Source organism: Microbulbifer hainanensis (genome assembly GCF_014904735.1).
Taxonomy (GTDB): domain Bacteria; phylum Pseudomonadota; class Gammaproteobacteria; order Pseudomonadales; family Cellvibrionaceae; genus Microbulbifer; species Microbulbifer hainanensis.
Window position 1 is genome coordinate 39,240 of sequence record NZ_JACZCR010000057.1, and the last position, 19,417, is coordinate 58,656.

Consider the following 19,417-nt stretch of genomic DNA (forward strand, 5'->3'; position numbering starts at 1 on the left):
GTTGATGTGTTACTGGCGTCGATCTATTTTCCAAGTGACAGGCGGTCAGCCATGCGCGACCGGCGGCAAGTTGCCTTCAGCGGAAATATAAAAGGGAAAATTAAAGCGCGGGTATTGCAAGGAAGCGGGTGGCACCCAGTGGCACCACCGCTGTCAGCGTAATTCTTTGGGAAGTGAAAAGCGGATATTTTCCTCCCGCCCGTCCATTTCCTGCGGCAATTCGGCACCCAGTTCCTGCAGGCGCTGAATCACCTCGCGCACCAGCACTTCCGGAGCGGAGGCACCGGCGGTGATGCCAATAGACTGCTTGCCGGCAATCCACGCGGGGTCGATATCGGTGGCGCCATCGATCAGTTTTGCGGTCGCACCGCAACGCTCGGCGAGTTCACGCAGGCGATTGGAGTTGGAACTGTTGGGGCTGCCGACCACCAGCACCAAGTCGCTCTCTAACGCCAATTGCTTGACCGCATCCTGGCGGTTCTGCGTCGCGTAGCAGATGTCGTCCTTGCGCGGCCCGCGGATATTGGGAAAGCGCGCACGCAGGGCATCGATCACCCTGGCGGTATCATCCATGGACAGCGTGGTCTGTGTCACGAAGGCCAAGTCGTTTTCATCGTTGACCTGTAGCTTGGCCACATCATTTTCATCTTCCACCAGGTAAATGGCGCCGCCGCCACTGGTGTCGTACTGACCCATAGTGCCCTCCACCTCTGGGTGGCCGGCGTGGCCGATCAGGATGCACTCGGAGCTGTCGGTACTGAACTTGCTCACTTCCATATGCACCTTGGTGACCAGTGGGCAGGTGGCATCAAAGACCTTGAGCCCGCGGCTGGCGGCTTCCTGCTGCACGGCCTTGGAAACCCCATGGGCGCTGAAAATCACGATGACGTCGTCCGGCACTTCGGAAAGCTCGTCGACAAACACGGCGCCGCGCTCGCGCAGGGAATCCACGACAAACTTGTTGTGGACCACTTCGTGGCGCACATAAATGGGCGCACCGAATACATCGAGGGCGCGGTTGACGATGTCGATCGCGCGATCGACGCCGGCGCAGAAACCGCGCGGATTGGCGAGGCGGATTGCAGTCATTAGTTCACCGATGCCACTTCAATGATCTTTACGTGAAAATTCAGCGTCTGCCCGGCCAGCGGGTGATTGAAGTCGACGGTGACTTCCTCTTCCCCAACTTCGCGGACCACGCCCGGCAGCTCACCGCTGCCGTTATCAAACGATATCACCAGCCCCGGCTCCAGCTCGATTTCCGGGGAAAAGTGATCGCGGCGCACCTTCTGGATATTTGCCGGATTGCGCTGGCCGAAGCCGACTTCCGGCGGAATCTCGATTTCCGCCTCGTCGCCGGCTTCCAGGCCGAATAGCGCCTTCTCGAAACCGGGCAGTAGGCTGCCGTCGCCGACGGTAAAAGAAGCCGGATCCCCTTTGAAGGTGGAATCCACTTCGGTGCCGTCGTCCAGCTTCAGACTGAAATGCAGGGTCACGTGACTGTGTTCGCCGATTACGTTATTCGCCATTTAAACTTCTGCACCCTTCTTCGCGTCGTTGTCTTTATCGCCGTCTTTACCGCTTTTTTCCGCAAAAAAAAGCAATTCAATGACCAGCATGGCGGCGCCGATACTGATCGCCATATCCGCCACATTGAATACTGGAAAACTCCAGCTGCCGTAGTAGACGGAAATGAAATCCCGCACGTAGCCGAGCAGCACCCGGTCCCACAGGTTGCCCAGGGCACCGCCGAGAATCAGCGCCAGTGCAAATGGTTCCCAGCGTTTGCGCGGCGACAGGCGCCACAGCCACACGCAGACCAATGCGCTGAATCCCAGTGCAATCAGGCCGAAAAACCAGCGCTGCCAGCCGCCGGCATCGGCGAGAAAACTGAACGCCGCGCCGGTGTTTTCCGCGTAGGTAAACTGCAGGAGTCCCGGAATGATCTGCAGCGGCGGACCGAAGCGGAATTGTTCCACCGCCCACACCTTGGTGGCGATATCTACACCGATGGTCAGCAGCGCCAGCCAGTACCAGCGCCAGGGGTGTGCGAACAGTCTGAAGCCGCCCTGCTTAGGCATAGTGGCGTTCCTCGCCCTTGCCGGTTACGTTGTCCACGCAGCGGGAACAGATATCCGGGTGCGCCGGATCCGCACCGACATCGGCGCGGTAATGCCAGCAGCGCGCGCATTTCGGGTGATCCACTTTGCTGACTGAGACTCTCAGGCCCGCCAGCTCGGTGGCCTCGGCGCCGGCGGCGTCGCTGAGCCGCTGTACCGAGGTGGATGAGCAGATCAGCACGAAGCGCAGCTCGTCGGCGAGCTCCAGCAGTTTTTCCCGCAAGTCCTCGTCGGCGTACAGGGTGACCGCCGCCTGCAGCGATCCGCCGATATTGCCGGCTGCACGCTGCTCTTCGAGCACCTTGTTGACCGCCGTTTTGACCTGCGCGATGGCCACCCAGTAGTCGGCGCCCTTGTCTGCATCCGCCGGCAGTTTCGGCAGCGGGTACCACTCCTCGACAAAGATGCTTTCGCCCTTGTTACCGGGGATGAACTGCCAGAGTTCGTCGGCGGTAAAACTCAGGATCGGTGCCACCCAGCGGGTGAACGCCTGCACGATATGGTAGAGCGCCGTCTGCGCCGAGCGGCGCGCAACGCTGTCTTCCTTGGTCGTGTACTGGCGATCCTTGATGATATCCAGGTAGAAGCCGCCCATTTCCACCACACAGAAGTTGTGCAGCTTCTGGTAGATCTGGTGGAACTGGTAGCTGTCGTAGGCGGCGATGATTTCGTCCTGCAGGCGCGCAGCCTTGTCCAGTGCCCAGCGGTCCAGCGCCAGCAGTTCACCTTCCGGCAGCAGATCCTTTTCCGGATCGAAGCCCGCCAGGTTGGACAGGAAGAAACGCGCGGTATTGCGCAGGCGGCGGTAGGAATCCGCGGTGCGCTTCAGGATTTCATCGGAAACCGCCATCTCGCCACTGAAATCGGTGGCGGCCACCCACAGGCGCAGCACATCGGCGCCCAGTTTGTTGATCACGTCCTGCGGCGCCACGGTGTTGCCGATGGATTTGGACATCTTGCGCCCTTCTGCATCGACGGTGAAACCGTGGGTCAGCACCTGCTTGTAGGGCGCGCAGTCGTTGATGGCGATGGACGTCTTCAGGGAGGACTGGAACCAGCCGCGATGCTGGTCGGAGCCCTCCAGGTAAAGATCAGCCGGGAAACGCAGGCCGTCGCGGCGCTCGAGTACCGCGTAGTGGGTTACGCCGGAATCGAACCAGACATCCAGGGTATCGGTCACTTTCTGGTACTGGTCAGCCTCGTCACCGAGCAGCTCCGCCGGATCCAGGTCGAACCAGACATCCATGCCCTCGGCATCGACTTTCGCGGCGACCTTCTCCATCAGCGCCGGCGTGTCCGGATGAATCTCGTGAGTCTCCTTGTGCACGAACAGCGCGATGGGCACGCCCCAGGTGCGCTGGCGGGAGATACACCAGTCAGGACTGGCGTCCAGCATCGCATCGATGCGCGCCTTGCCCCAGCCGGGGATCCACTGCACGGCGTCGGCAGCTTTCTGCGCGTGATCCAGCAGGTCGTTCTGCTGCATGCTGATAAACCACTGCGGCGTGGCGCGGTAGATCAGCGGTGTCTTGGTGCGCCAGCAGTGCGGGTAACTGTGTACCAGCTTGCCCTGGTGCAGCAATACGCCTTTTTCTTCCAGCAGCGCGACGATCTTGTCGTCCACCTTGTACACGTGGTCACCGGCAAAGACCGGCACGCTGTCGCGGTAAACGCCGTTGTCGTCGACGTAGTTCAGCGTCTCGATGCCGTATTTCTTGCCCACCAGGAAGTCGTCCGGGCCGTGGTCCGGCGCGGTGTGCACGCAGCCGGTACCGGCATCGGTGGTGACGTGATCGCCGAGGATGATCGGCAATTCCTTGTCGTAGAACGGGTGGTGGATCTTCATGTGCTCCAGCGCGGCACCGCGGATATGGCCCACAACCTCGCCCTCGAGCCCCGCGCGCTCGAGCACCGCGTCTTTCAGCTCTTCGGCGACCAGGATGCGTCGGTCGCCGGTCTGCACGACCACATATTCCAGCTCGGCGTTGACGGAAACCGCCTGGGAAGACGGCAGCGTCCAGGGTGTGGTGGTCCAGATTACGACAGACAGCGGGCCGTCACCGGCGTGGCCGCCGGCGGCATCGGCGATCGCCAGCGCGGTATCCTCGGTCACCGGATAGCAGACATCGATGGAGTAAGAGGTCTTGTCCTGGTACTCCACTTCCGCCTCGGCCAGCGCCGAGCCGCCTACCACACTCCAGTAGACCGGCTTGAAACCGCGGGCCAGGTGGCCGTTTTTTACGACGCGGCCGAGGGCGCGGATGATGTCGCCCTCGAACTGGAAATCCATGGTGCGGTAGGGGTTGTCCCACTCACCGAACACCCCCAGGCGGATAAAGTCTTTTTTCTGTCCCTCGACCTGTTTGGCAGCGTAGTCGCGACACTTCTGGCGGAAAGTCTTGTGGTCCACCTTGACACCGGCCCGGCCGACCTTTTGCTCGACCTTGTGCTCGATCGGCAAGCCATGGCAGTCCCAGCCGGGCACATAGGGGGCATCGAAGCCGCTCAGGGTTTTCGACTTGACGATGATGTCCTTCAGGATCTTGTTGACCGAGTGACCGATATGGATATCGCCGTTGGCGTAGGGCGGGCCGTCGTGCAGGATAAACTGCTCGCGCCCGGCGCGGGCAGCGCGGATCTTTTCGTAGAGTTTGCCCTGCTGCCATTTTTTCAGGATGTCCGGTTCCCGCTGCGGCAGGTTGCCGCGCATGGGAAACTCGGTGTGGGGCAGGTTCAACGTTGCTTTGTAATCGGTCATTGGGTGTCTACTTCAGCTCGAGACTTGAAAATAATTGGTTGTCTTCAGCGCTGCCTAAGCGTGCTTGGCGAACCAGGCTCTGGCATCGCGAATATCCTGGGCGATTTTGGCCTTGAGGATGTCCAGGGACGCGAACTTCTCTTCATCGCGCAGCTTGTGGCAGAACTCCACCGCCAGTTCACGGCCATACAGATTGCCGTCGAAATCGAACAGGTTCACTTCCAGCAGTGGCTGCGCGCCCTCGCCTTCCACCGTCGGGCGGAATCCTACGTTGGCCACACCGTCGATCACTTTGCGGCCCGGCGCCATATCACTGCCGTCAGTCGCGCGAGTGCGCACCGTGTATACGCCCACCAGCGGTGAACGATAGCGGTGCAGGCGCACATTGGCGGTCGGCGCGCCCAGCTGGCGCCCCAGTGCCCGCCCCGGCGCCACGCGCCCGGTTATGCGGTAGGGCTTGCCGAGCAGGGTTTCCGCCAGTTCGAAATCGCCGTCTTCCAGCGCTGCGCGGATTCGCGTACTGCTGACCCGCGCGCCGCGGATTTCCACCGTCGCCGTATCCTCGACCGTAAAACCGGCCTCGGTACCGACCCTGCGCAGCAACTGGTAGTCGCCGCTGCGGTCGCAGCCGAAGCGGAAGTCGTCGCCCACCACCAGGTGTTGGATTCCCAGGCCGTCAACCAGGACGCGCCGGACAAAGTCTTCAGCACTGAGGCTGCGCAGTTTCTCGTTGAACTGCAGACACAGCACCCGGTCGGCACCCGCCGCAAACAGTGCCAGTACCTTCTCCTTGAAACGCATCAGTCGCGCCGGTGCCTTTTCACCGGAGAAGTACTCATGTGGCTGGGGTTCAAAGATGATCGCCACCGCTGGCACACCAAGCTCCGAGGCCCGCTGCCGCAGCTGCGCAATAATGGCCTGATGCCCCAGGTGCACACCGTCGAACGAGCCGATGGTGGCAACGCAGCCGCGATGGCGGGGCTGCAGGTTGTGTAACCCGCGGATCAGTTCGCGCTTCGGTTCCCACTGTTGGGTCACTGCGGCATTCCCATACTCACAAAATCGAGCGCCGCAGTATAGCGGATTCGGGGGTATCGGTCAGTGGCGGGAATCCAGCGGATACGTCGCAAAAACGCTCCACTCAACTGGTTGCGCGGAAATGTCGCGGCCGCAGTCCCGAGGCCAGCAGAGCCAACAGGTAAGTAGCCCCACCTGCAGCAACCAGCGCCCCCATCCGCCAGGCCCGCTCCCACCAGGGCCAGCCGCTCCACTCCGGCCAGTAATACAGGGCTGTCAGCAGCACCGCCACCATTGCCAGGTTGGCCAGCACCAGGCGCAGCAGATAGGCGCCCCAGCCGGCTTCCGGGACATAGACATCGTCTCGGCGCAGCCCTTTGTACAGCAACCAGGCATTGATCCCGGCCTGGCAGGCCGTGGCCAGTGCCAGCCCCATATGACCGAGTCGGAAGTAGTAATTGAGGGGAATCACGAACAGCAGACTCAGTACCATCTTCGCAGAGATGGCAATCAGGCCGAAACGCACCGGTGTATAGGTATCCTGGCGGGCAAAATATCCCGGCGCCAGCACTTTGATCAGCATGAACGCCAGCAGCCCGAGGGAGTATGCGCGCAGTGACCAGGCGGCCATCTGCATATCGAACGGTGTCATCTTGCCGCGCTGGAACAGGGTAGTGAGCAAGGGTTCCGCCAGCACAAACAGGGCCACGGTGGCCGGCAAAGCGATCAAAGTCACGCTGCGCAGCGCCCAGTCCAGGGTGTGGCGGAAGCGGCGCGGATCCTTGCCGGCGAACTGGCGCGAAAGGTTCGGCAGTATCACTGTGGCGACGGCAACGCCGAACACCCCCAGCGGCAACTCCGTCAGGCGATCGGAGAAGTACAGCCAGGTAATACTGCCGGTGGGCAGGAAGGACGCCAGTACCGTATCCAGCATCAGGCTGATCTGGGTGACCGACACCCCGAAGATGGCCGGCCCCATCAACCGCAGGATCTTGCGCACTCCGGGATAGTGCCAGTCCCAGCGCGGACGCGGCAGCAGTCCATAGCGCACCAGGAACGGCAACTGGAACAACAACTGCAGCACACCGGCAGCCAGCACGCCCCACGCCAGCGCCATGACCTGCGGCTCAAACCAGCGGGCCGCCACGGTGGCTGCGGCAATCAACACCAGATTCAACAACACCGGTGTCAGCGCCGGCACCGCAAACCGGTCGAAACTGTTCAGGATCGCCCCGGCAAATCCGGTCAGCGAGATCAGCATCAGGTAGGGGAAGGTGATCCGCAGCATTTCCGTAGCCAGGGAAAACTTCTCCCGCTCGGCACCATCCCACCACCAGCCAAAGGCAAAGACGCCAGCAATCAGTGGAGCGCAGACCACACCGACCAGGGTTACCAACAGGAGCGTGCCCCCCAGGGCACCGGCTACCCGGTCATTCAGCTCGCGCGCGGCGGCCACGCCGCCCTTCTGGCGATACTCCGCCAGCACCGGCACGAACGCCTGGGAAAAGGCGCCCTCGGCAAACAGCCGGCGAAAGAAATTGGGAATCTTGAACGCCACGAAAAAGGCATCGGCAGCACCGGTAGCGCCGGTCAGCGGGGCGAACACCATATCCCGCACCAGTCCCGCGACGCGCGATAGCATTGTGGCGCCGCCTACCACTGAGCTGCCGCGCAGCAGGCCGGTAGCCGGTTTTTCCTCGGAGTTTGCAGACGATTGCGACAAGGCGGAATTCTCGTGTTCGTAAAGATCAGTGGCCGGCAAGTCTAACGCAATTAGACCCCGCCTTTTTATCCCTGCGGATGCCTGCCGAGCCCGGCGGACGAAACTATACTCAGAATGAGATTGTGGCGGGCCTTAAGGGATTGGTGGCCTAAGGAGATGACGGATGACCATCAACGCACTGTTTATCGCTATGGCGCTGGCTCTTTTGCTGTATGTCGCGGTAGTGCTCGGGCCTCGTCCCCAGCGGATCAGGGTACGCATCGACGCTCCCCGCGACCGGCGCTACCGCCAGCGTCACCGCTGAACTGAGTTCAGGCGCCGGGCGCACCTGCCATATTTCGCCACAATTTCACTGAAATTGGCCACACTGGCGCCATGCTAGTGCCTCCTTGCGGATTTTAAATAACTCTCGACCGGGCCGGAACACAGAGGTGGCCCCAACGAGACACGCAATCCGCGAAGCAAAACCGCAAGGAGATGGACCAATGAAAAAAGTACTGACCGCTGTAGCTCTGGGTTCCCTGATTACCACTGGCGTCCAGGCAACTGAAACTAAACCAGAGTTTCAAGGATCGAAACTGACTCCGGCCAAGCAGGCCACCGTTTTTACCGGCTCCGCCATCGCGGGTGCCGCAGTAGGTGGGCCGGTAGGTTTCATCGCCGGCGCCCTCGGTGGAGCCTGGCTGGGCGAGCAGATTAAACACGCAGAAGAGGCAGATATGCTGGCATCACAATTGGCTGAGAGCCGCACCGAACTCGGCAACCTGGCCCAACAACTGGACGCGGCCCACCTTTCCGCCAATGACGCCAACCAACTCGCGGTCGACGCCCTGCAGTTCCAGCTGCTGTTCACCACTGGTGACGACCAGCTGCAGCCGGGCCAGATGCAACAGTTGTCCGCCCTCGCCGATTTCCTCGGCCGCCACCCGCACCTGAATGTGCGCCTCGAAGGGCGCGCCGATCCCCGCGGCAGCGACGGCTACAACAATGTGCTGTCCGATCAGCGCGCCCTCAGCGTCCAGCGGGCCCTGGAAGAGTACGGTGTCGACTCGACTCGCATCAGCCGCCGCGCCCTGGGCGCCAGCCAATCCAAAGCCCCCCGCGGCGACGCCGACGCCTATGCGCTGGAGCGCCGGGTGGACATCCACTTCAACCTGCCGGAATCCATGGCCGGCACCTTTTAACTATCCCGCGGGCGTCGGGAAATCCGGCGCCCGGCACTCTCCCCTGTAACGCTCTCCATACCTTTGCGGGCACCTCAAATGCCCGCCTTTTTTTGGCGTTGACCAGCGTTTTGCGGCATGATTCTGCGCCAGCAACATCGTATAAAAAATATTCGGACCCGCCATGACCGCCACCATCGCCATTGTTGAAGACGAACGCGCCATCGCCGAGAACTACCGCGATGCCCTGCGTCGCAGCGGCTATCACGTCAATCTCTACAGCGCCCGCCCGGAGGCCCTGGAGGCCTTTCGCCAGCGACTGCCGGACCTGGCGGTCATCGATGTGGGACTGGGCGCGGAAGTCGAGGGCGGGTTCGAGCTGTGCCGGGAGCTGCGCGCAATGGCTCCGACACTGCCGATCCTGTTCCTGACCGCACGGGATTCCGAGCTGGACATCATCTCCGGCCTGCGCCTGGGCGCCGACGATTACCTGACCAAAGACATTTCCCTGCCGCACATGCAGGCGCGCATCAATGCGCTGCTGCGGCGGGTCAGCGTACTGCGCGACCAGAGTGACGCCGGTGAAACCCTGACCCAGGGCAAGCTCGAACTGGATATCTCCCGCCTGCACTGCCACTGGGCCAGCGAACCCGTCGATCTCACCGTGACCGAGTTCTGGATCGTGCACGCGCTCGCCAAACGCCCCGGCCACGTCAAATCCCGCGGCCAGCTGATGGAGGCCGCCCGCGTGGTACTGGATGACAACACCATCACCTCGCACGTGAAGCGTATCCGACGCAAATTCCAGGTGATCGACCCCGATTTCGACGCCATCGGCACCGCCTATGGCATGGGTTACCGGTGGCAGGCCTGACGGCCGCCGCTGGGGATAAATAGCGCCGATGAAGCTCCGCCGCCAACTCCTGCTCGTCAGTCTCGTCGCCCTGGCCCTGCCCTGGGCCGGCTGCCAGTACCTGCGACAGGTCGATGATGCCCTCGCCCAGGGACAGATGCAGGCTCTGGAAGCCACGGCCAGCGCCGTGGCCGCGCGTCTTGCCAGCGCACCACAGCTGATCGCGCCGGATCCGGAGCGCCAGGGTCGGCCACCGGGTGCGCAGCTCTATCTCAATCCCTTGCCCCAGGCGCCAATGCTGGACGGTTACGGCGACGACTGGCGCCCCTGGCAGCTGAAGCCCCGGGAGCTCGACGACGCGGATGGCGCTTCCCTGGCCCGGGTCACACTCGGCCGCGACGGCGACCGCGTGTACCTGTTACTAACCGTGGCCGACGACACTCCGGCCTACCAGGATCCGCGCACCGGCCTGCTGGCAAGCGGCGATGCCGTAGAGCTGTATACCGGCGGTCGGCACTACACACTGCCAGTAGCCAGCCAAGGCGTCGCCAGCGCACTGTGGCACAACTACCGGCGCGGCGACTTCGAGCGCGAACTACGACTGCGCGGGCGGTGGACATCGTCCTCCGGTGGCTATCAACTGGAACTGGCACTGCCCTATGAACTCACTGGGGGCGAACTGGCCATTACCGTACAGGACCGCGCCGACAGCGATGGAGGTACCCCGCGACGCACCGCCACGACGCTCCCCACCGACGGCTACCCCGGCAAACTGGTGCAACCGCTGCCGGATCTGCAGAGGGAACTGGCACATTTTGCGCGGCCGCAACTGCGTCTGGCAGTGGTCGACAGCGAGGGTTTCCTGCTGGCCAGCAGCGGTCACGTCGGCACCGGAGATATTAACCCAGAGCCAACAACCGCCGAAGGTGAAGCCGGCGCAGCGCGACACTGGTTGCGCGACTGGCTCTACCGCCGCTTGCTGGATCGGGTCGCGCTGCCGCCACTGCCCGCAGAGGGGCTGCCGGAATCCGTTACTGACAACCGCACAACCGCCGAACAGTGGTTCCGCAGCAGCAATGAAGACCGGATCGGTGTCGCCAGCGTGCCGGTGGTCACCCACGCCGACGATATCGTCGAACGGCCACTGCTGGGGCGGGTCATCGCACTGCAGTCGGGTGCGGCAGTGCAGTCCCTGACCGAATCTGCTGCACACCGGCTGTGGCTGATCAGCTGCGCGGCCGCGGGTACGGCGCTGCTATTGTTACTGGGTTATGCCAGCTGGCTGTCCTGGCGCATTCGCCGCCTGCACCGGGCTGCGCGCAATGCCGTGGACGCCACCGGCAAGCTGCGCGGCAATTTCCCCCGCGCCCGGCTGGGCGACGAGCTCGGCGCCCTGAACCGGGCCTTTGCCAGCCTGCTGGGCGAGCTGGACCACTACCACCAGTACCTGCGCACGCTGGCTGGCAAGCTGTCTCACGAGCTGCGCACACCGCTGGCGGTGGTGCGTTCGTCTCTGGACAACCTGGCCGCCGGAGAGCTGGACGAAGACGGGCGCCGCTATGCCGAGCGCGCAATGGAGGGCAGCGCGCGCCTCTCCGGCATCCTCAATAGCCTGGCCGCCGCAAGCCATCTGGAAGCCAGTATCCAGCAGGCGGAGACGGAAGATTTCGACCTGGCTGACCTGCTGGACGTACTCAGCCAGAGCTACGGTGACGCCCATCCGCAGCACCAGATCACCCTGCACAAGCCCGACGGCGAGATGCCCGCCCACGGGGCCCCGGAACTGCTGGCGCAGTTGCTCGACAAACTGGTCGACAACGCCTGCAGCTTCGCGCCGGCGGGTAGCGAGATTCAGCTGCAGGCGCGCCGAGAACCGGGCGGCTACCAGATCGCCGTGGAAAACGACGGGCCGCTGCTGCCGGAAGGTTTCAACCAGAAACTGTTCGACTCCCTGGTCTCGGTGCGTGCCGACGGGGGCAAGGCCGGGCACCTGGGGCTCGGGCTGCATATCGCGAGGTTGATCGCTGACTTTCACCGGGCGCACCTGAGTGCCGCCAACCGGGAGGATGGCAGCGGCGTCGTGTTCACGCTCGAACTGCCCGCCTGAGTGACGATCGCACCCCGGCGCAAAGGGGACACGGGGGGACGGGAGCGCGCATTCAGCCGCGGACGGCCAGCCACACACAATGCCGCAGCTGGGCACCAATTAGGTTGACAAACAACCAACTGTGGGGATAATGTCGCGTCCCAATCGGGCCCCAGGGCCTGTTAGTTACAGATTTAGAGATTCCAGACAGGAGCAACCGGTGGCCAACTCACCTCAAGCGAAGAAGCGCGCGCGCCAGAACGACAAGCGCCGCAATCACAACGCCAGCCTGCGCTCCATGGTGCGCACCTACATCAAAAAGGTAGTTGCGGCCATTGATGCAGGTGATGCGGAAAAAGCCAAGACCGCCTACGCGGAAGCAGTGCCGGTCATCGACCGCATGGCTGACAAAGGCATTATTCACAAGAATAAGGCCGCCCGTCACAAGAGCCGCCTGAACGCGCAGATCAAGGCACTGGCTGCCTAAGCGTTAGCGACTCAAGTAGACGCCTCGCGCGAATACAAAAAAGCCCCGCAATTGCGGGGCTTTTTTGTATCTGCCCAGCAGTTGCCGACTCAGGCAGAATCCCCGAGCTGTCGCTCGTACTCCTCAAAGCCATCCTCCACCGCCGGGAATATGTCCACCACCTCGAAATAGGGGCGGGTGTATACCTCGCTATCCCGCAGCGCATCTATCACAAAGCGGTAGTCCCGCAGGCTGTCCGTCTCGAAGACCGCGATATCGCTGCAGCGGCCGCTGAAAGCTTCCACGTCGTAGAAACGCACCCGCACCAGCGGGTAGCGGGCCAGAATCCCGGCTACCTCGCCGCCGAAAAAGGCATTGCGCTGCTCGCGGCTGAGGGACAACCAATGGCGGGTCGCGTTCAGGTGCATAAAGACAGTGTATTTCGCCACAAGCACCCCCTCAGCCGTTGACCGCGGCCAAGCCGCGATGGGGCGCCAGGAAATCCAGCCAGCGCGCCAGCGCCGATTTTCCCGGGCGCAGCTCCCGAGCACCGCTGGCAACCCCCTTCAGGACCAGCTCCGCGGCCCGCTCGGCGCTGATCGCCCGCAGGTTCCGCGGCGGCCGGCCGCGGTGAAAATTGGTACCCACCAGTGGCAGCAGTACCTCACACACAGACACCGCGGAATCCCGCAGCGCCCAGCGCAGACTGCGACTGTAGGAGTGCAGCGCCGCCTTGGCCGCGCAGTAAAAGGCCTGCTCCGCCTTGGGCAGGTATACGAGACCACTGGTGATATTGACGATGGCCGCGCGGGGCCGCTCGCGCAACAGCGGCAGCAGCTGGCTGGTCAGCGCCACCGGCGCGGTAAAGTTCAGCGCCATATCCGCCACCAGCGCCGCCGAACAGGCGGGATCAAGCAAATCGCAGGGCCACTTGCCGCCGGCATTGTTGATCAGCAAATTGAGTTCGGGAAAGTCGCCGCGTAGGCGGGACAGCAGGCTGTCGCGCTGTGCGGCGTCGGTGACATCGCAAACCTCCGTGTGCAGGCCGGGCAGCTGCGCCTTGGCGCGGCGCAGCTTTTCCTCGCTGCGCCCGCAGACGATTACCCGGTTGTTTGCAATCAGCGCCCTGGCCAGCGCCAGACCAACACCCTCGCTGCCGCCGGTAATCAAAACAGTATTTTCGCTCAGTTTCATCATGTGCCTCCTGTTTGTACGGAGACTCAGAATCCACTCAATCGCCGGCGGAATCCTTAACCGCGGTTAATTTCAGCCGCCGGCGGATACGCGACAGCGCTACCTCGGTAACCCCTAGATAGGAGGCGATATGGTAGTTGGGAATGGCATCGGCAAAGCGGGGATAATCCCGCAGGAACTGGTGGTAGCGCTCGGTGGCGGACAGGCACAGGAAATCAGCCTCGCGCCGTTCCTTCTTGATCACCAGCTGTTCCAGCAAGCGCAACTGCAGCGCGCGCCAGCTTTCGTGCGCCGCCGCCAGCGTCAGAAATTCCCGATAGCCGATCGCCAGGCAGCTGCTCGGCAGCAGCGCCTGCACGAAAAACGGCGACGGCTCGCCGTCCACCAGCGCGGCGAGGCTGCCCAGCGCCTGGCCGGGTCCGGCAAAGGTCTTGTTGAACTCCCGCCCGTGGGCGTCCAGGTAGTAGAAGCGCGCCAGGCCCCGGGTGAGGAAAAACAGCTGGCTCGCCACCTCTCCCGCCTGCAGCAGACATTCCCCCGACTCCAGCCGGCGAGCGCTAAAGTACGGCTCGGCGGCGCGCCAGGCGTCATCCGGGATAAGCGCTATCCGACCGAGGGAAATGCGCAACTTATCCAGCTGTTCATGAGAGGCCGCCATTAATAAATATCACTCCAGTTCGACAAAACGGCGCCGGGAATTATTGGCGAGCAACCCTAGTCTCCTCCTTCATTTGCCCGCTCAGGTGCGCCGCTGTTCAGCAGCCAGGCGCACCGCTAACCCCGCCAACACAAACCCCATGACATAGCGCTGCAGCGCCAGCCGCAGTGGCTTGCGGGCAAACCAGCGCGAGATACCTGCCGCGAACAGCACAATCATCAGGTTGACGGCAAAGCTTATGGCAATCTGCGTCGCGCCCAGCAGCACGCCCTGCGCAAACACCGATCCCCGTTCGATATCGATAAATTGCGGGAATACGGCCAGATAGAATACCGCGATCTTGGGGTTTAGCAGGTTGGTCAGAAAACCCATAGAGAAGAGCCGCAACGGCGAGTCCGGCGACAGTGGCCGGGGATCGAACGGGGAGCGGGCACCCGGGCGCAGCGCCTGCCAGGCCAGCCATAGCAGGTATGCAGCCCCCGCCCATTTCAGCAATTCGTAGGCCAGCGGCACCGCGAGCAGCAGCGCCGTCAGGCCCGCAGCGGCGGCGAACATATGCATCAGGAATCCCGCCACCACCCCGAGCAGCGAAACGAGCCCGCCTCTCCGGCCCTGGCAAATGGAGCGGGAGACCAAGTAGATCATATTCGGTCCCGGCGTCAGCACCATCAGCAGCGCCGCACCAGCGAACACCAGCCATTCGGCTGTGGAAAACATCGCTATCCCTCCCCAAAAAATGCCATCGCCCGATTCCGCGAAGCGGGCGATTACCTGCTAGAGCAGAATCAGGTTGTCCCGGTGAATCAACTCGTCATCGTCGCGATAACCCAGCAGCTCGAGAAACTTTTCCGAAGGCTGCCCGAGTATGCGTGCGGTCTCGCTGCTGTCGTAGTTGGCCAGCCCGCGGGCTATCTCCACCCCCGCCGCATTGCGACAGGAAACCAGCTCGCCGCGGCGGAAGTGGCCACTCACTTCCCTCACACCCACCGCCAGCAGGCTCTTGCCCTGGCTGCGCAGCGCCGCTTCAGCCCCACTGTCGAGCACCAGCGCACCGCGCACCTGCAGCTGCCCGGCAAGCCAGCGCTTGCGGGCCGCAAGCGGATCTGCGTCCGGCAGCAGCAGCGTACCCAGAGGCTCGCCGGCGGCGACACGCTCAATGACATCATCCAGCACGCCACCGGCGATCACCGTATAGGCACCGGAGCGGGCCGCCAGCTGTGCGGCGCGAACCTTGGTGCTCATGCCGCCGCGGCCGAGACCGCTGCGCGAACCGCCGGCCATGGCCATCAGTCTCGGGTCAGTTGCCGAGCCCTCAGCGATCAATTCGGCCGCGGGATTGTCGCGAGGATCCTCAGTAAACAGGCCATCGGCATCGGTGAGAATTAGCAGTGCATCAGCCTCCACCAGGTTGGCCACCAGCGCCGCCAGCGTGTCGTTGTCACCGAAGCGGATCTCGTCGGTGACCACGGTGTCGTTTTCATTGACGATCGGCAGGGCGCCGAGAGACAGCAGCGTGCGCAGGGTGCTGCGGGCATTGAGGTAACGGGTGCGATTGGAGAGATCGTCGTGATCCAGCAGAATCTGCGCGGTGCGACAGTCAAACTGCCCGAAGGCCTGCTCGTAGACCTGCACCAGATGGCTCTGGCCAACTGCGGCGGCGGCCTGCAGCTGGTGGATGGATTCCGGCCGGCGGCGCCAGCCGAGGCGATCCATGCCGGCGGCCACGGCGCCAGACGAGACCAGCACCACTTCGATGCCGTTGCTGCGCAGCGCGGCAATCTGCTCGGCCCAATTGAAGATGGCCGCGCGGTTGACCCCACGGCCGTTGTCGGTCAGCAGGGCACTGCCGATTTTGATTACCCAGCGCCGGCTGGCGGCGAGCTGTTGCCGAGCTTGCACCGATTCCCTCCCCTGGAGCCGCCCCGAGCCACAATGGCGGGGGCGATAAAACCGGGCAATACCTCTGCCCAGCCGTGTTGATTAGGGTCGATATTCTATATCGACGTCGTGATCATCGTCGTCCCAATCTTCGTCGTCATCCTGCCCTTTCGCTGCGCGCCGTTTGGCGCGCTGGGCCTCACGCTGCTCCTCGATGCGCTCGCGCGCCTCCCGCTGCATCTGGCGCTGGGACTCCAGTTCCGCCTCGGCCAGCTCAGGATTGGCGGTTTCCTCTTCCTTGCGTTCCTCGAGGTAGTCCATCAGTCGCCCCGACAGGACGTCGGTGCCCTCGCCGCGAATGGCAGCAACCCGGAAAACCGGCCCCTGCCAGCCCAGCGCTTCGACCACTTCGTTGCAGCGCTGCTCCAGCTCCGCCGCCGGGACCAGATCGGTCTTGTTGAGTACCAGCCAGCGCTCGCGTGCCGCCAGCGTGGGACTGAACGCCTCCAGTTCGCGCTCGATTGCCAGCGCATTGTCGACAGCATTGGAACCGTCAAACGGTGCCAGGTCTACCAGGTGCAACAGTACGCGACAGCGGGTCAGGTGCTTCAGGAAGCGGATACCCAGCCCGGCACCTTCAGCCGCACCCTCGATCAGCCCGGGAATATCCGCAATGACGAAGCTGCGGTGTCTCTGCACCTGCACCACGCCGAGGTTGGGCACCAGTGTCGTGAAGGGATAGTTGGCCACTTTGGGCTTGGCCGCCGAAACCGCGCGGATAAAGGTGGATTTGCCCGCATTCGGCAACCCCAGCATACCCACGTCCGCCAGCACCTTGAGCTCCAGCTTGAGATTGCGCTCTTCGCCGAGGGTACCGTTGGTGGTCTGGCGCGGCGCGCGGTTGGTACTGGACTTGAAACGGGTATTGCCGAGACCGTGCCAGCCGCCCTGGGCCACCAGCAGCTGCTCACCGGCCTCGGTCATATCGCCCAGCGTCTCACCGGTATCCACGTCGATGACAGTGGTGCCCACCGGCACCTTCAATACCAGGTCCTCACCCTTGGCGCCGGTACAGTTGCGGCCGCGGCCGGGCTGGCCACTCTCGGCGCTGTAGCGGGGCTGGTAGCGGTAGTCCACCAGGGTATTGAGAGACTCGTCGGCCTCCAGGTAAACGGAACCCCCGTCACCGCCATCGCCGCCGTCGGGACCGCCCTTTTCGACGAACTTTTCGCGGCGGAAACTCAGGCAGCCATTGCCCCCCTTGCCAGCCTGTACGTAGATGGGCGCCTCATCGACAAATTTCATGCTCTCTCCACCGCCGCGGCGGTTGCTTCTCTCTATACGAGTGTATACGGACAGCGGCTCCCGGCCGCCTCACAACGAAAAAGCCCCGCTCGGGGCGGGGCTTTTCGGATCGGACCAGACAATCGCTTAAGCAGTTTCGATGGAAACAAACTTGCGGTTGTTGGGGCCCTTCACCTCGAACTTCACAACGCCGTCCGCAGTCGCGAACAGGGTGTGGTCCTTGCCCATACCAACGTTTACGCCGGCGTGGAACTTGGTGCCGCGCTGACGCACGATGATGTTGCCTGCCAGAACAGACTGGCCGCCAAAGCGCTTCACGCCCAGGCGTTTACTTTCGGAATCGCGCCCGTTGCGCGTACTACCGCCAGCTTTCTTGTGTGCCATGAGTCGTTACTCCTCTGCTTATGCCTTGATGCCAGTGATTTTAACTTCGGTGTACCACTGACGGTGGCCCTGACGCTTCATGGAGTGCTTGCGACGGCGGAACTTGATGATTTTCACCTTCTCGCCGCGGCCGTGGCTAACCACTTCGGCAGTCACTTTAGCGCCGTCTACTACGGGGGCGCCGATGTTGATTTTGTCGCCGTCGACGACCATCAGCACCTTGTCAAAATCGATGGACTCGCCAGTGGCGACTTCCAGTTTCTCCAGGCGAAGGACTTCGCCCTCTTCTACGCGGTGCTGCTTGCCACCGCTTTCAATTACAGCGTACATATCTCATGCTCCGAGATGGACGACACGAAGCAGCGGGAGAGACTCGCACTGCCGGCATAAAACCGGGCAGTCACTGCCCCGCATTTCGGGAGCTTGCGCCGTGTAGTTTAAAAACCAGTTCCCCAGCCGGCGAAGGGCCAGCCAAAGTGGGGCGCAGATTCTAATCAATTCACGAGATTGATACAATAGCGCGCCGCCGCCGTACCGGGCCCTTCCGAAACGGCCGCCACCAGCCCCCAACAGAAGTATAAGGAAGCCTCGCATGTTGCCTTTCCACCGGGTCGCCGCCGACGATTTCGCCGCGGTCAATCAGCTCATCATCGACCAGCTGCATTCCGACGTTCCCCTGGTTGAGAATATCGGCCACTACCTGGTCGAAGCCGGTGGCAAGCGCCTGCGCCCGCTGCTGGTACTGCTGTGCGCCCGCGCCGCGGGCTTCAATGGCCGCGAGCACATCGATCTGGCGGCCATCATCGAGTTTATTCACACTGCCACGCTGCTGCACGACGACGTCGTCGACACCTCGGACCGGCGCCGCGGCCGCCTGACCGCCAACGCCAAATGGGGCAACGCACCGGCGGTGCTGGTGGGCGACTTCCTCTACTCCCGCGCCTTCCAGATGATGGTGGCACTGCGGGACATGGACGTCATGTCCATCCTGTCCGACACCACCAACACCATCGCCGAGGGCGAGGTGCAGCAGCTGGTCAATGCCGGCGACCCAGAGGTCAGCGAGGATAACTACCTCACCGTTATCCACAAAAAGACCGGCGCCCTGTTCGAGGCCGCCTGTGAAACCGCTGCAGTCCTGGCGGGCTGCGCCGCCGGAGAGCGCACCGCACTGAAACTCTATGGCCGCCACCTGGGGCTGGCCTTCCAGCTGGTGGACGACGCGCTGGATTACCGCGGCAATGCAGAGGAACTGGGTAAGAATGTCGGCGACGACCTGGCCGAAGGCAAACCCACTCTGCCGCTGATCTACACCATGGCCAATGGCACTGAAGCGCAGGCCGCCCTGGTGCGCGACGCCATCGAAAAGCGCAGCGCGGACAAACTGACCGAGATTGTCGAGGCCATCGAAGCCTGCGGCGCGCTCGACTACACCATGGAGCGAGCGCGGGCGGCGGTGAACGATGCCAAGGACCAGCTGGCGTTCCTGGCCGACAGCGAACAGAAGGCGGCCTTGCAGCAACTGGCGAGCTTTGCTGTAGAGCGGACGGTGTAAAGAGCCAAGGTCTGGATCTGCGGGGCGGCCCCTGTGTCCGCCCTTTTCGCTACGCGCTCTGTAGGTGCACCTTGGATAGTTCCGTGGCGGCCCCGCGAGCGCAGTGAGCGCTTTCGGTCCGGAGATGCATTTACTGTGGTTTTGGTATGGTCCACCTAGGACTATGCTGCGACGGAGTTAGGACAAAACACCAGACACCAACGCCAGAAATACAAAGGGCGAACTCAATGGTTCGCCCCTTCAAGATTTGCTCAGTA

General features: G+C 62.9%; 20 protein-coding genes. 6 read left to right on the plus strand and 14 right to left on the minus strand.

Features of this window, described 5'->3' with window-relative positions:
* Window positions 1–153 precede the first annotated feature (153 nt).
* The 6 genes from ispH to murJ form a co-directional block, all read right to left on the minus strand.
* Window positions 154–1,089 (minus strand): 4-hydroxy-3-methylbut-2-enyl diphosphate reductase, encoded by a 936-nt coding sequence (gene ispH / locus IG168_RS19785; RefSeq protein WP_193166340.1) that lies wholly within the window; start codon window positions 1,087–1,089, stop codon window positions 154–156.
* Entirely contained in the window at window positions 1,089–1,529 is a 441-nt protein-coding gene (locus IG168_RS19790) for an FKBP-type peptidyl-prolyl cis-trans isomerase (RefSeq protein WP_193166341.1), read from the minus strand. The genes ispH and IG168_RS19790 overlap by 1 nt, the downstream gene beginning before the upstream one ends.
* On the minus strand, window positions 1,530–2,081 hold the full coding sequence (gene lspA, locus IG168_RS19795; protein WP_193166342.1) for a signal peptidase II: 552 nt from the start codon (window positions 2,079–2,081) through the stop codon (window positions 1,530–1,532).
* Window positions 2,074–4,878: an isoleucine--tRNA ligase gene (ileS, locus tag IG168_RS19800; RefSeq protein ID WP_193166343.1), complete on the minus strand. Its 2,805-nt coding sequence runs from the start codon at window positions 4,876–4,878 to the stop codon at window positions 2,074–2,076. The genes lspA and ileS overlap by 8 nt, the downstream gene beginning before the upstream one ends.
* 54 nt (window positions 4,879–4,932) lie before the next feature.
* Window positions 4,933–5,916 carry a bifunctional riboflavin kinase/FAD synthetase gene (ribF, locus tag IG168_RS19805; protein WP_193166344.1) on the minus strand — a complete coding sequence of 328 codons (984 nt, stop codon included), beginning with the start codon at window positions 5,914–5,916 and terminating at the stop codon, window positions 4,933–4,935.
* Between the two features lie 103 nt (window positions 5,917–6,019).
* Window positions 6,020–7,618: a murein biosynthesis integral membrane protein MurJ gene (gene murJ / locus IG168_RS19810; RefSeq protein WP_193166345.1), complete on the minus strand. Its 1,599-nt coding sequence runs from the start codon at window positions 7,616–7,618 to the stop codon at window positions 6,020–6,022.
* A gap of 163 nt (window positions 7,619–7,781) precedes the next feature.
* Between murJ and IG168_RS19815 the strand changes: the two genes are divergently transcribed.
* The 5 genes from IG168_RS19815 (at window position 7,782) to rpsT (ending at window position 12,207) form a co-directional block, all read left to right on the plus strand.
* Window positions 7,782–7,922 carry a hypothetical protein gene (locus IG168_RS19815; protein ID WP_193166346.1) on the plus strand — a complete coding sequence of 47 codons (141 nt, stop codon included), beginning with the start codon at window positions 7,782–7,784 and terminating at the stop codon, window positions 7,920–7,922.
* Between the two features lie 181 nt (window positions 7,923–8,103).
* A complete protein-coding gene (locus tag IG168_RS19820; RefSeq protein WP_193166347.1) occupies window positions 8,104–8,802 on the plus strand; it encodes an OmpA family protein in 699 nt (232 codons plus the stop codon).
* Between the two features lie 163 nt (window positions 8,803–8,965).
* Window positions 8,966–9,655 (plus strand): proteobacterial dedicated sortase system response regulator, encoded by a 690-nt coding sequence (pdsR, locus tag IG168_RS19825; protein WP_193166348.1) that lies wholly within the window; start codon window positions 8,966–8,968, stop codon window positions 9,653–9,655.
* A gap of 28 nt (window positions 9,656–9,683) precedes the next feature.
* Entirely contained in the window at window positions 9,684–11,741 is a 2,058-nt protein-coding gene (locus IG168_RS19830) for an ATP-binding protein (RefSeq protein WP_193166349.1), read from the plus strand.
* A gap of 199 nt (window positions 11,742–11,940) precedes the next feature.
* Window positions 11,941–12,207, plus strand: a complete 267-nt coding sequence (gene rpsT, locus IG168_RS19835; protein ID WP_091517007.1) for a 30S ribosomal protein S20 — start codon at window positions 11,941–11,943, stop codon at window positions 12,205–12,207.
* A gap of 89 nt (window positions 12,208–12,296) precedes the next feature.
* On the opposite strand, the gene IG168_RS19840 is transcribed toward rpsT, so the two are convergent.
* The 8 genes from IG168_RS19840 to rplU form a co-directional block, all read right to left on the minus strand.
* Entirely contained in the window at window positions 12,297–12,635 is a 339-nt protein-coding gene (locus IG168_RS19840) for a darcynin family protein (protein ID WP_319024767.1), read from the minus strand.
* 10 nt (window positions 12,636–12,645) lie between these two features.
* Window positions 12,646–13,383: an SDR family oxidoreductase gene (locus IG168_RS19845; protein WP_193166350.1), complete on the minus strand. Its 738-nt coding sequence runs from the start codon at window positions 13,381–13,383 to the stop codon at window positions 12,646–12,648.
* Window positions 13,384–13,417: 34 nt separating this feature from the next.
* On the minus strand, window positions 13,418–14,038 hold the full coding sequence (locus tag IG168_RS19850; RefSeq protein WP_193166351.1) for a Crp/Fnr family transcriptional regulator: 621 nt from the start codon (window positions 14,036–14,038) through the stop codon (window positions 13,418–13,420).
* A gap of 81 nt (window positions 14,039–14,119) precedes the next feature.
* Entirely contained in the window at window positions 14,120–14,755 is a 636-nt protein-coding gene (locus tag IG168_RS19855; RefSeq protein WP_193166352.1) for a LysE family translocator, read from the minus strand.
* Between the two features lie 57 nt (window positions 14,756–14,812).
* Window positions 14,813–15,937 (minus strand): glutamate 5-kinase, encoded by a 1,125-nt coding sequence (gene proB, locus IG168_RS19860; RefSeq protein ID WP_193166353.1) that lies wholly within the window; start codon window positions 15,935–15,937, stop codon window positions 14,813–14,815.
* Window positions 15,938–16,018: 81 nt separating this feature from the next.
* Window positions 16,019–17,221, minus strand: a complete 1,203-nt coding sequence (gene cgtA / locus IG168_RS19865) for an Obg family GTPase CgtA (RefSeq protein WP_193166354.1) — start codon at window positions 17,219–17,221, stop codon at window positions 16,019–16,021.
* Between the two features lie 126 nt (window positions 17,222–17,347).
* The gene (gene rpmA, locus IG168_RS19870; RefSeq protein ID WP_193166355.1) at window positions 17,348–17,605 is read right to left on the minus strand and encodes a 50S ribosomal protein L27; all 258 of its coding nucleotides are present in this window, start codon (window positions 17,603–17,605) and stop codon (window positions 17,348–17,350) included.
* 18 nt (window positions 17,606–17,623) lie between these two features.
* The gene (gene rplU, locus IG168_RS19875) at window positions 17,624–17,935 is read right to left on the minus strand and encodes a 50S ribosomal protein L21 (RefSeq protein WP_193166356.1); all 312 of its coding nucleotides are present in this window, start codon (window positions 17,933–17,935) and stop codon (window positions 17,624–17,626) included.
* A gap of 262 nt (window positions 17,936–18,197) precedes the next feature.
* On the opposite strand from rplU, the gene IG168_RS19880 reads away from it, so the two are divergent.
* A complete protein-coding gene (locus IG168_RS19880; RefSeq protein ID WP_193166357.1) occupies window positions 18,198–19,160 on the plus strand; it encodes a polyprenyl synthetase family protein in 963 nt (320 codons plus the stop codon).
* The last annotated feature ends 257 nt before the right edge of the window (window positions 19,161–19,417 follow it).

Coding starts and splice junctions, on each gene's coding strand:
- IG168_RS19830 (WP_193166349.1), top strand. CDS start 9,684: ATGAAGCTCCGCCGCCAACTCCTGCTCGTCAGTCTCGTCGCCCTGGCC.
- rplU (WP_193166356.1), bottom strand. CDS start 17,935: ATGTACGCTGTAATTGAAAGCGGTGGCAAGCAGCACCGCGTAGAAGAG.
- IG168_RS19845 (WP_193166350.1), bottom strand. CDS start 13,383: ATGATGAAACTGAGCGAAAATACTGTTTTGATTACCGGCGGCAGCGAG.
- cgtA (WP_193166354.1), bottom strand. CDS start 17,221: ATGAAATTTGTCGATGAGGCGCCCATCTACGTACAGGCTGGCAAGGGG.
- IG168_RS19880 (WP_193166357.1), top strand. CDS start 18,198: ATGTTGCCTTTCCACCGGGTCGCCGCCGACGATTTCGCCGCGGTCAAT.
- IG168_RS19790 (WP_193166341.1), bottom strand. CDS start 1,529: ATGGCGAATAACGTAATCGGCGAACACAGTCACGTGACCCTGCATTTC.
- ileS (WP_193166343.1), bottom strand. CDS start 4,878: ATGACCGATTACAAAGCAACGTTGAACCTGCCCCACACCGAGTTTCCC.
- rpmA (WP_193166355.1), bottom strand. CDS start 17,605: ATGGCACACAAGAAAGCTGGCGGTAGTACGCGCAACGGGCGCGATTCC.
- lspA (WP_193166342.1), bottom strand. CDS start 2,081: ATGCCTAAGCAGGGCGGCTTCAGACTGTTCGCACACCCCTGGCGCTGG.
- ispH (WP_193166340.1), bottom strand. CDS start 1,089: ATGACTGCAATCCGCCTCGCCAATCCGCGCGGTTTCTGCGCCGGCGTC.
- IG168_RS19820 (WP_193166347.1), top strand. CDS start 8,104: ATGAAAAAAGTACTGACCGCTGTAGCTCTGGGTTCCCTGATTACCACT.
- IG168_RS19855 (WP_193166352.1), bottom strand. CDS start 14,755: ATGTTTTCCACAGCCGAATGGCTGGTGTTCGCTGGTGCGGCGCTGCTG.
- IG168_RS19815 (WP_193166346.1), top strand. CDS start 7,782: ATGACCATCAACGCACTGTTTATCGCTATGGCGCTGGCTCTTTTGCTG.
- pdsR (WP_193166348.1), top strand. CDS start 8,966: ATGACCGCCACCATCGCCATTGTTGAAGACGAACGCGCCATCGCCGAG.
- IG168_RS19850 (WP_193166351.1), bottom strand. CDS start 14,038: ATGGCGGCCTCTCATGAACAGCTGGATAAGTTGCGCATTTCCCTCGGT.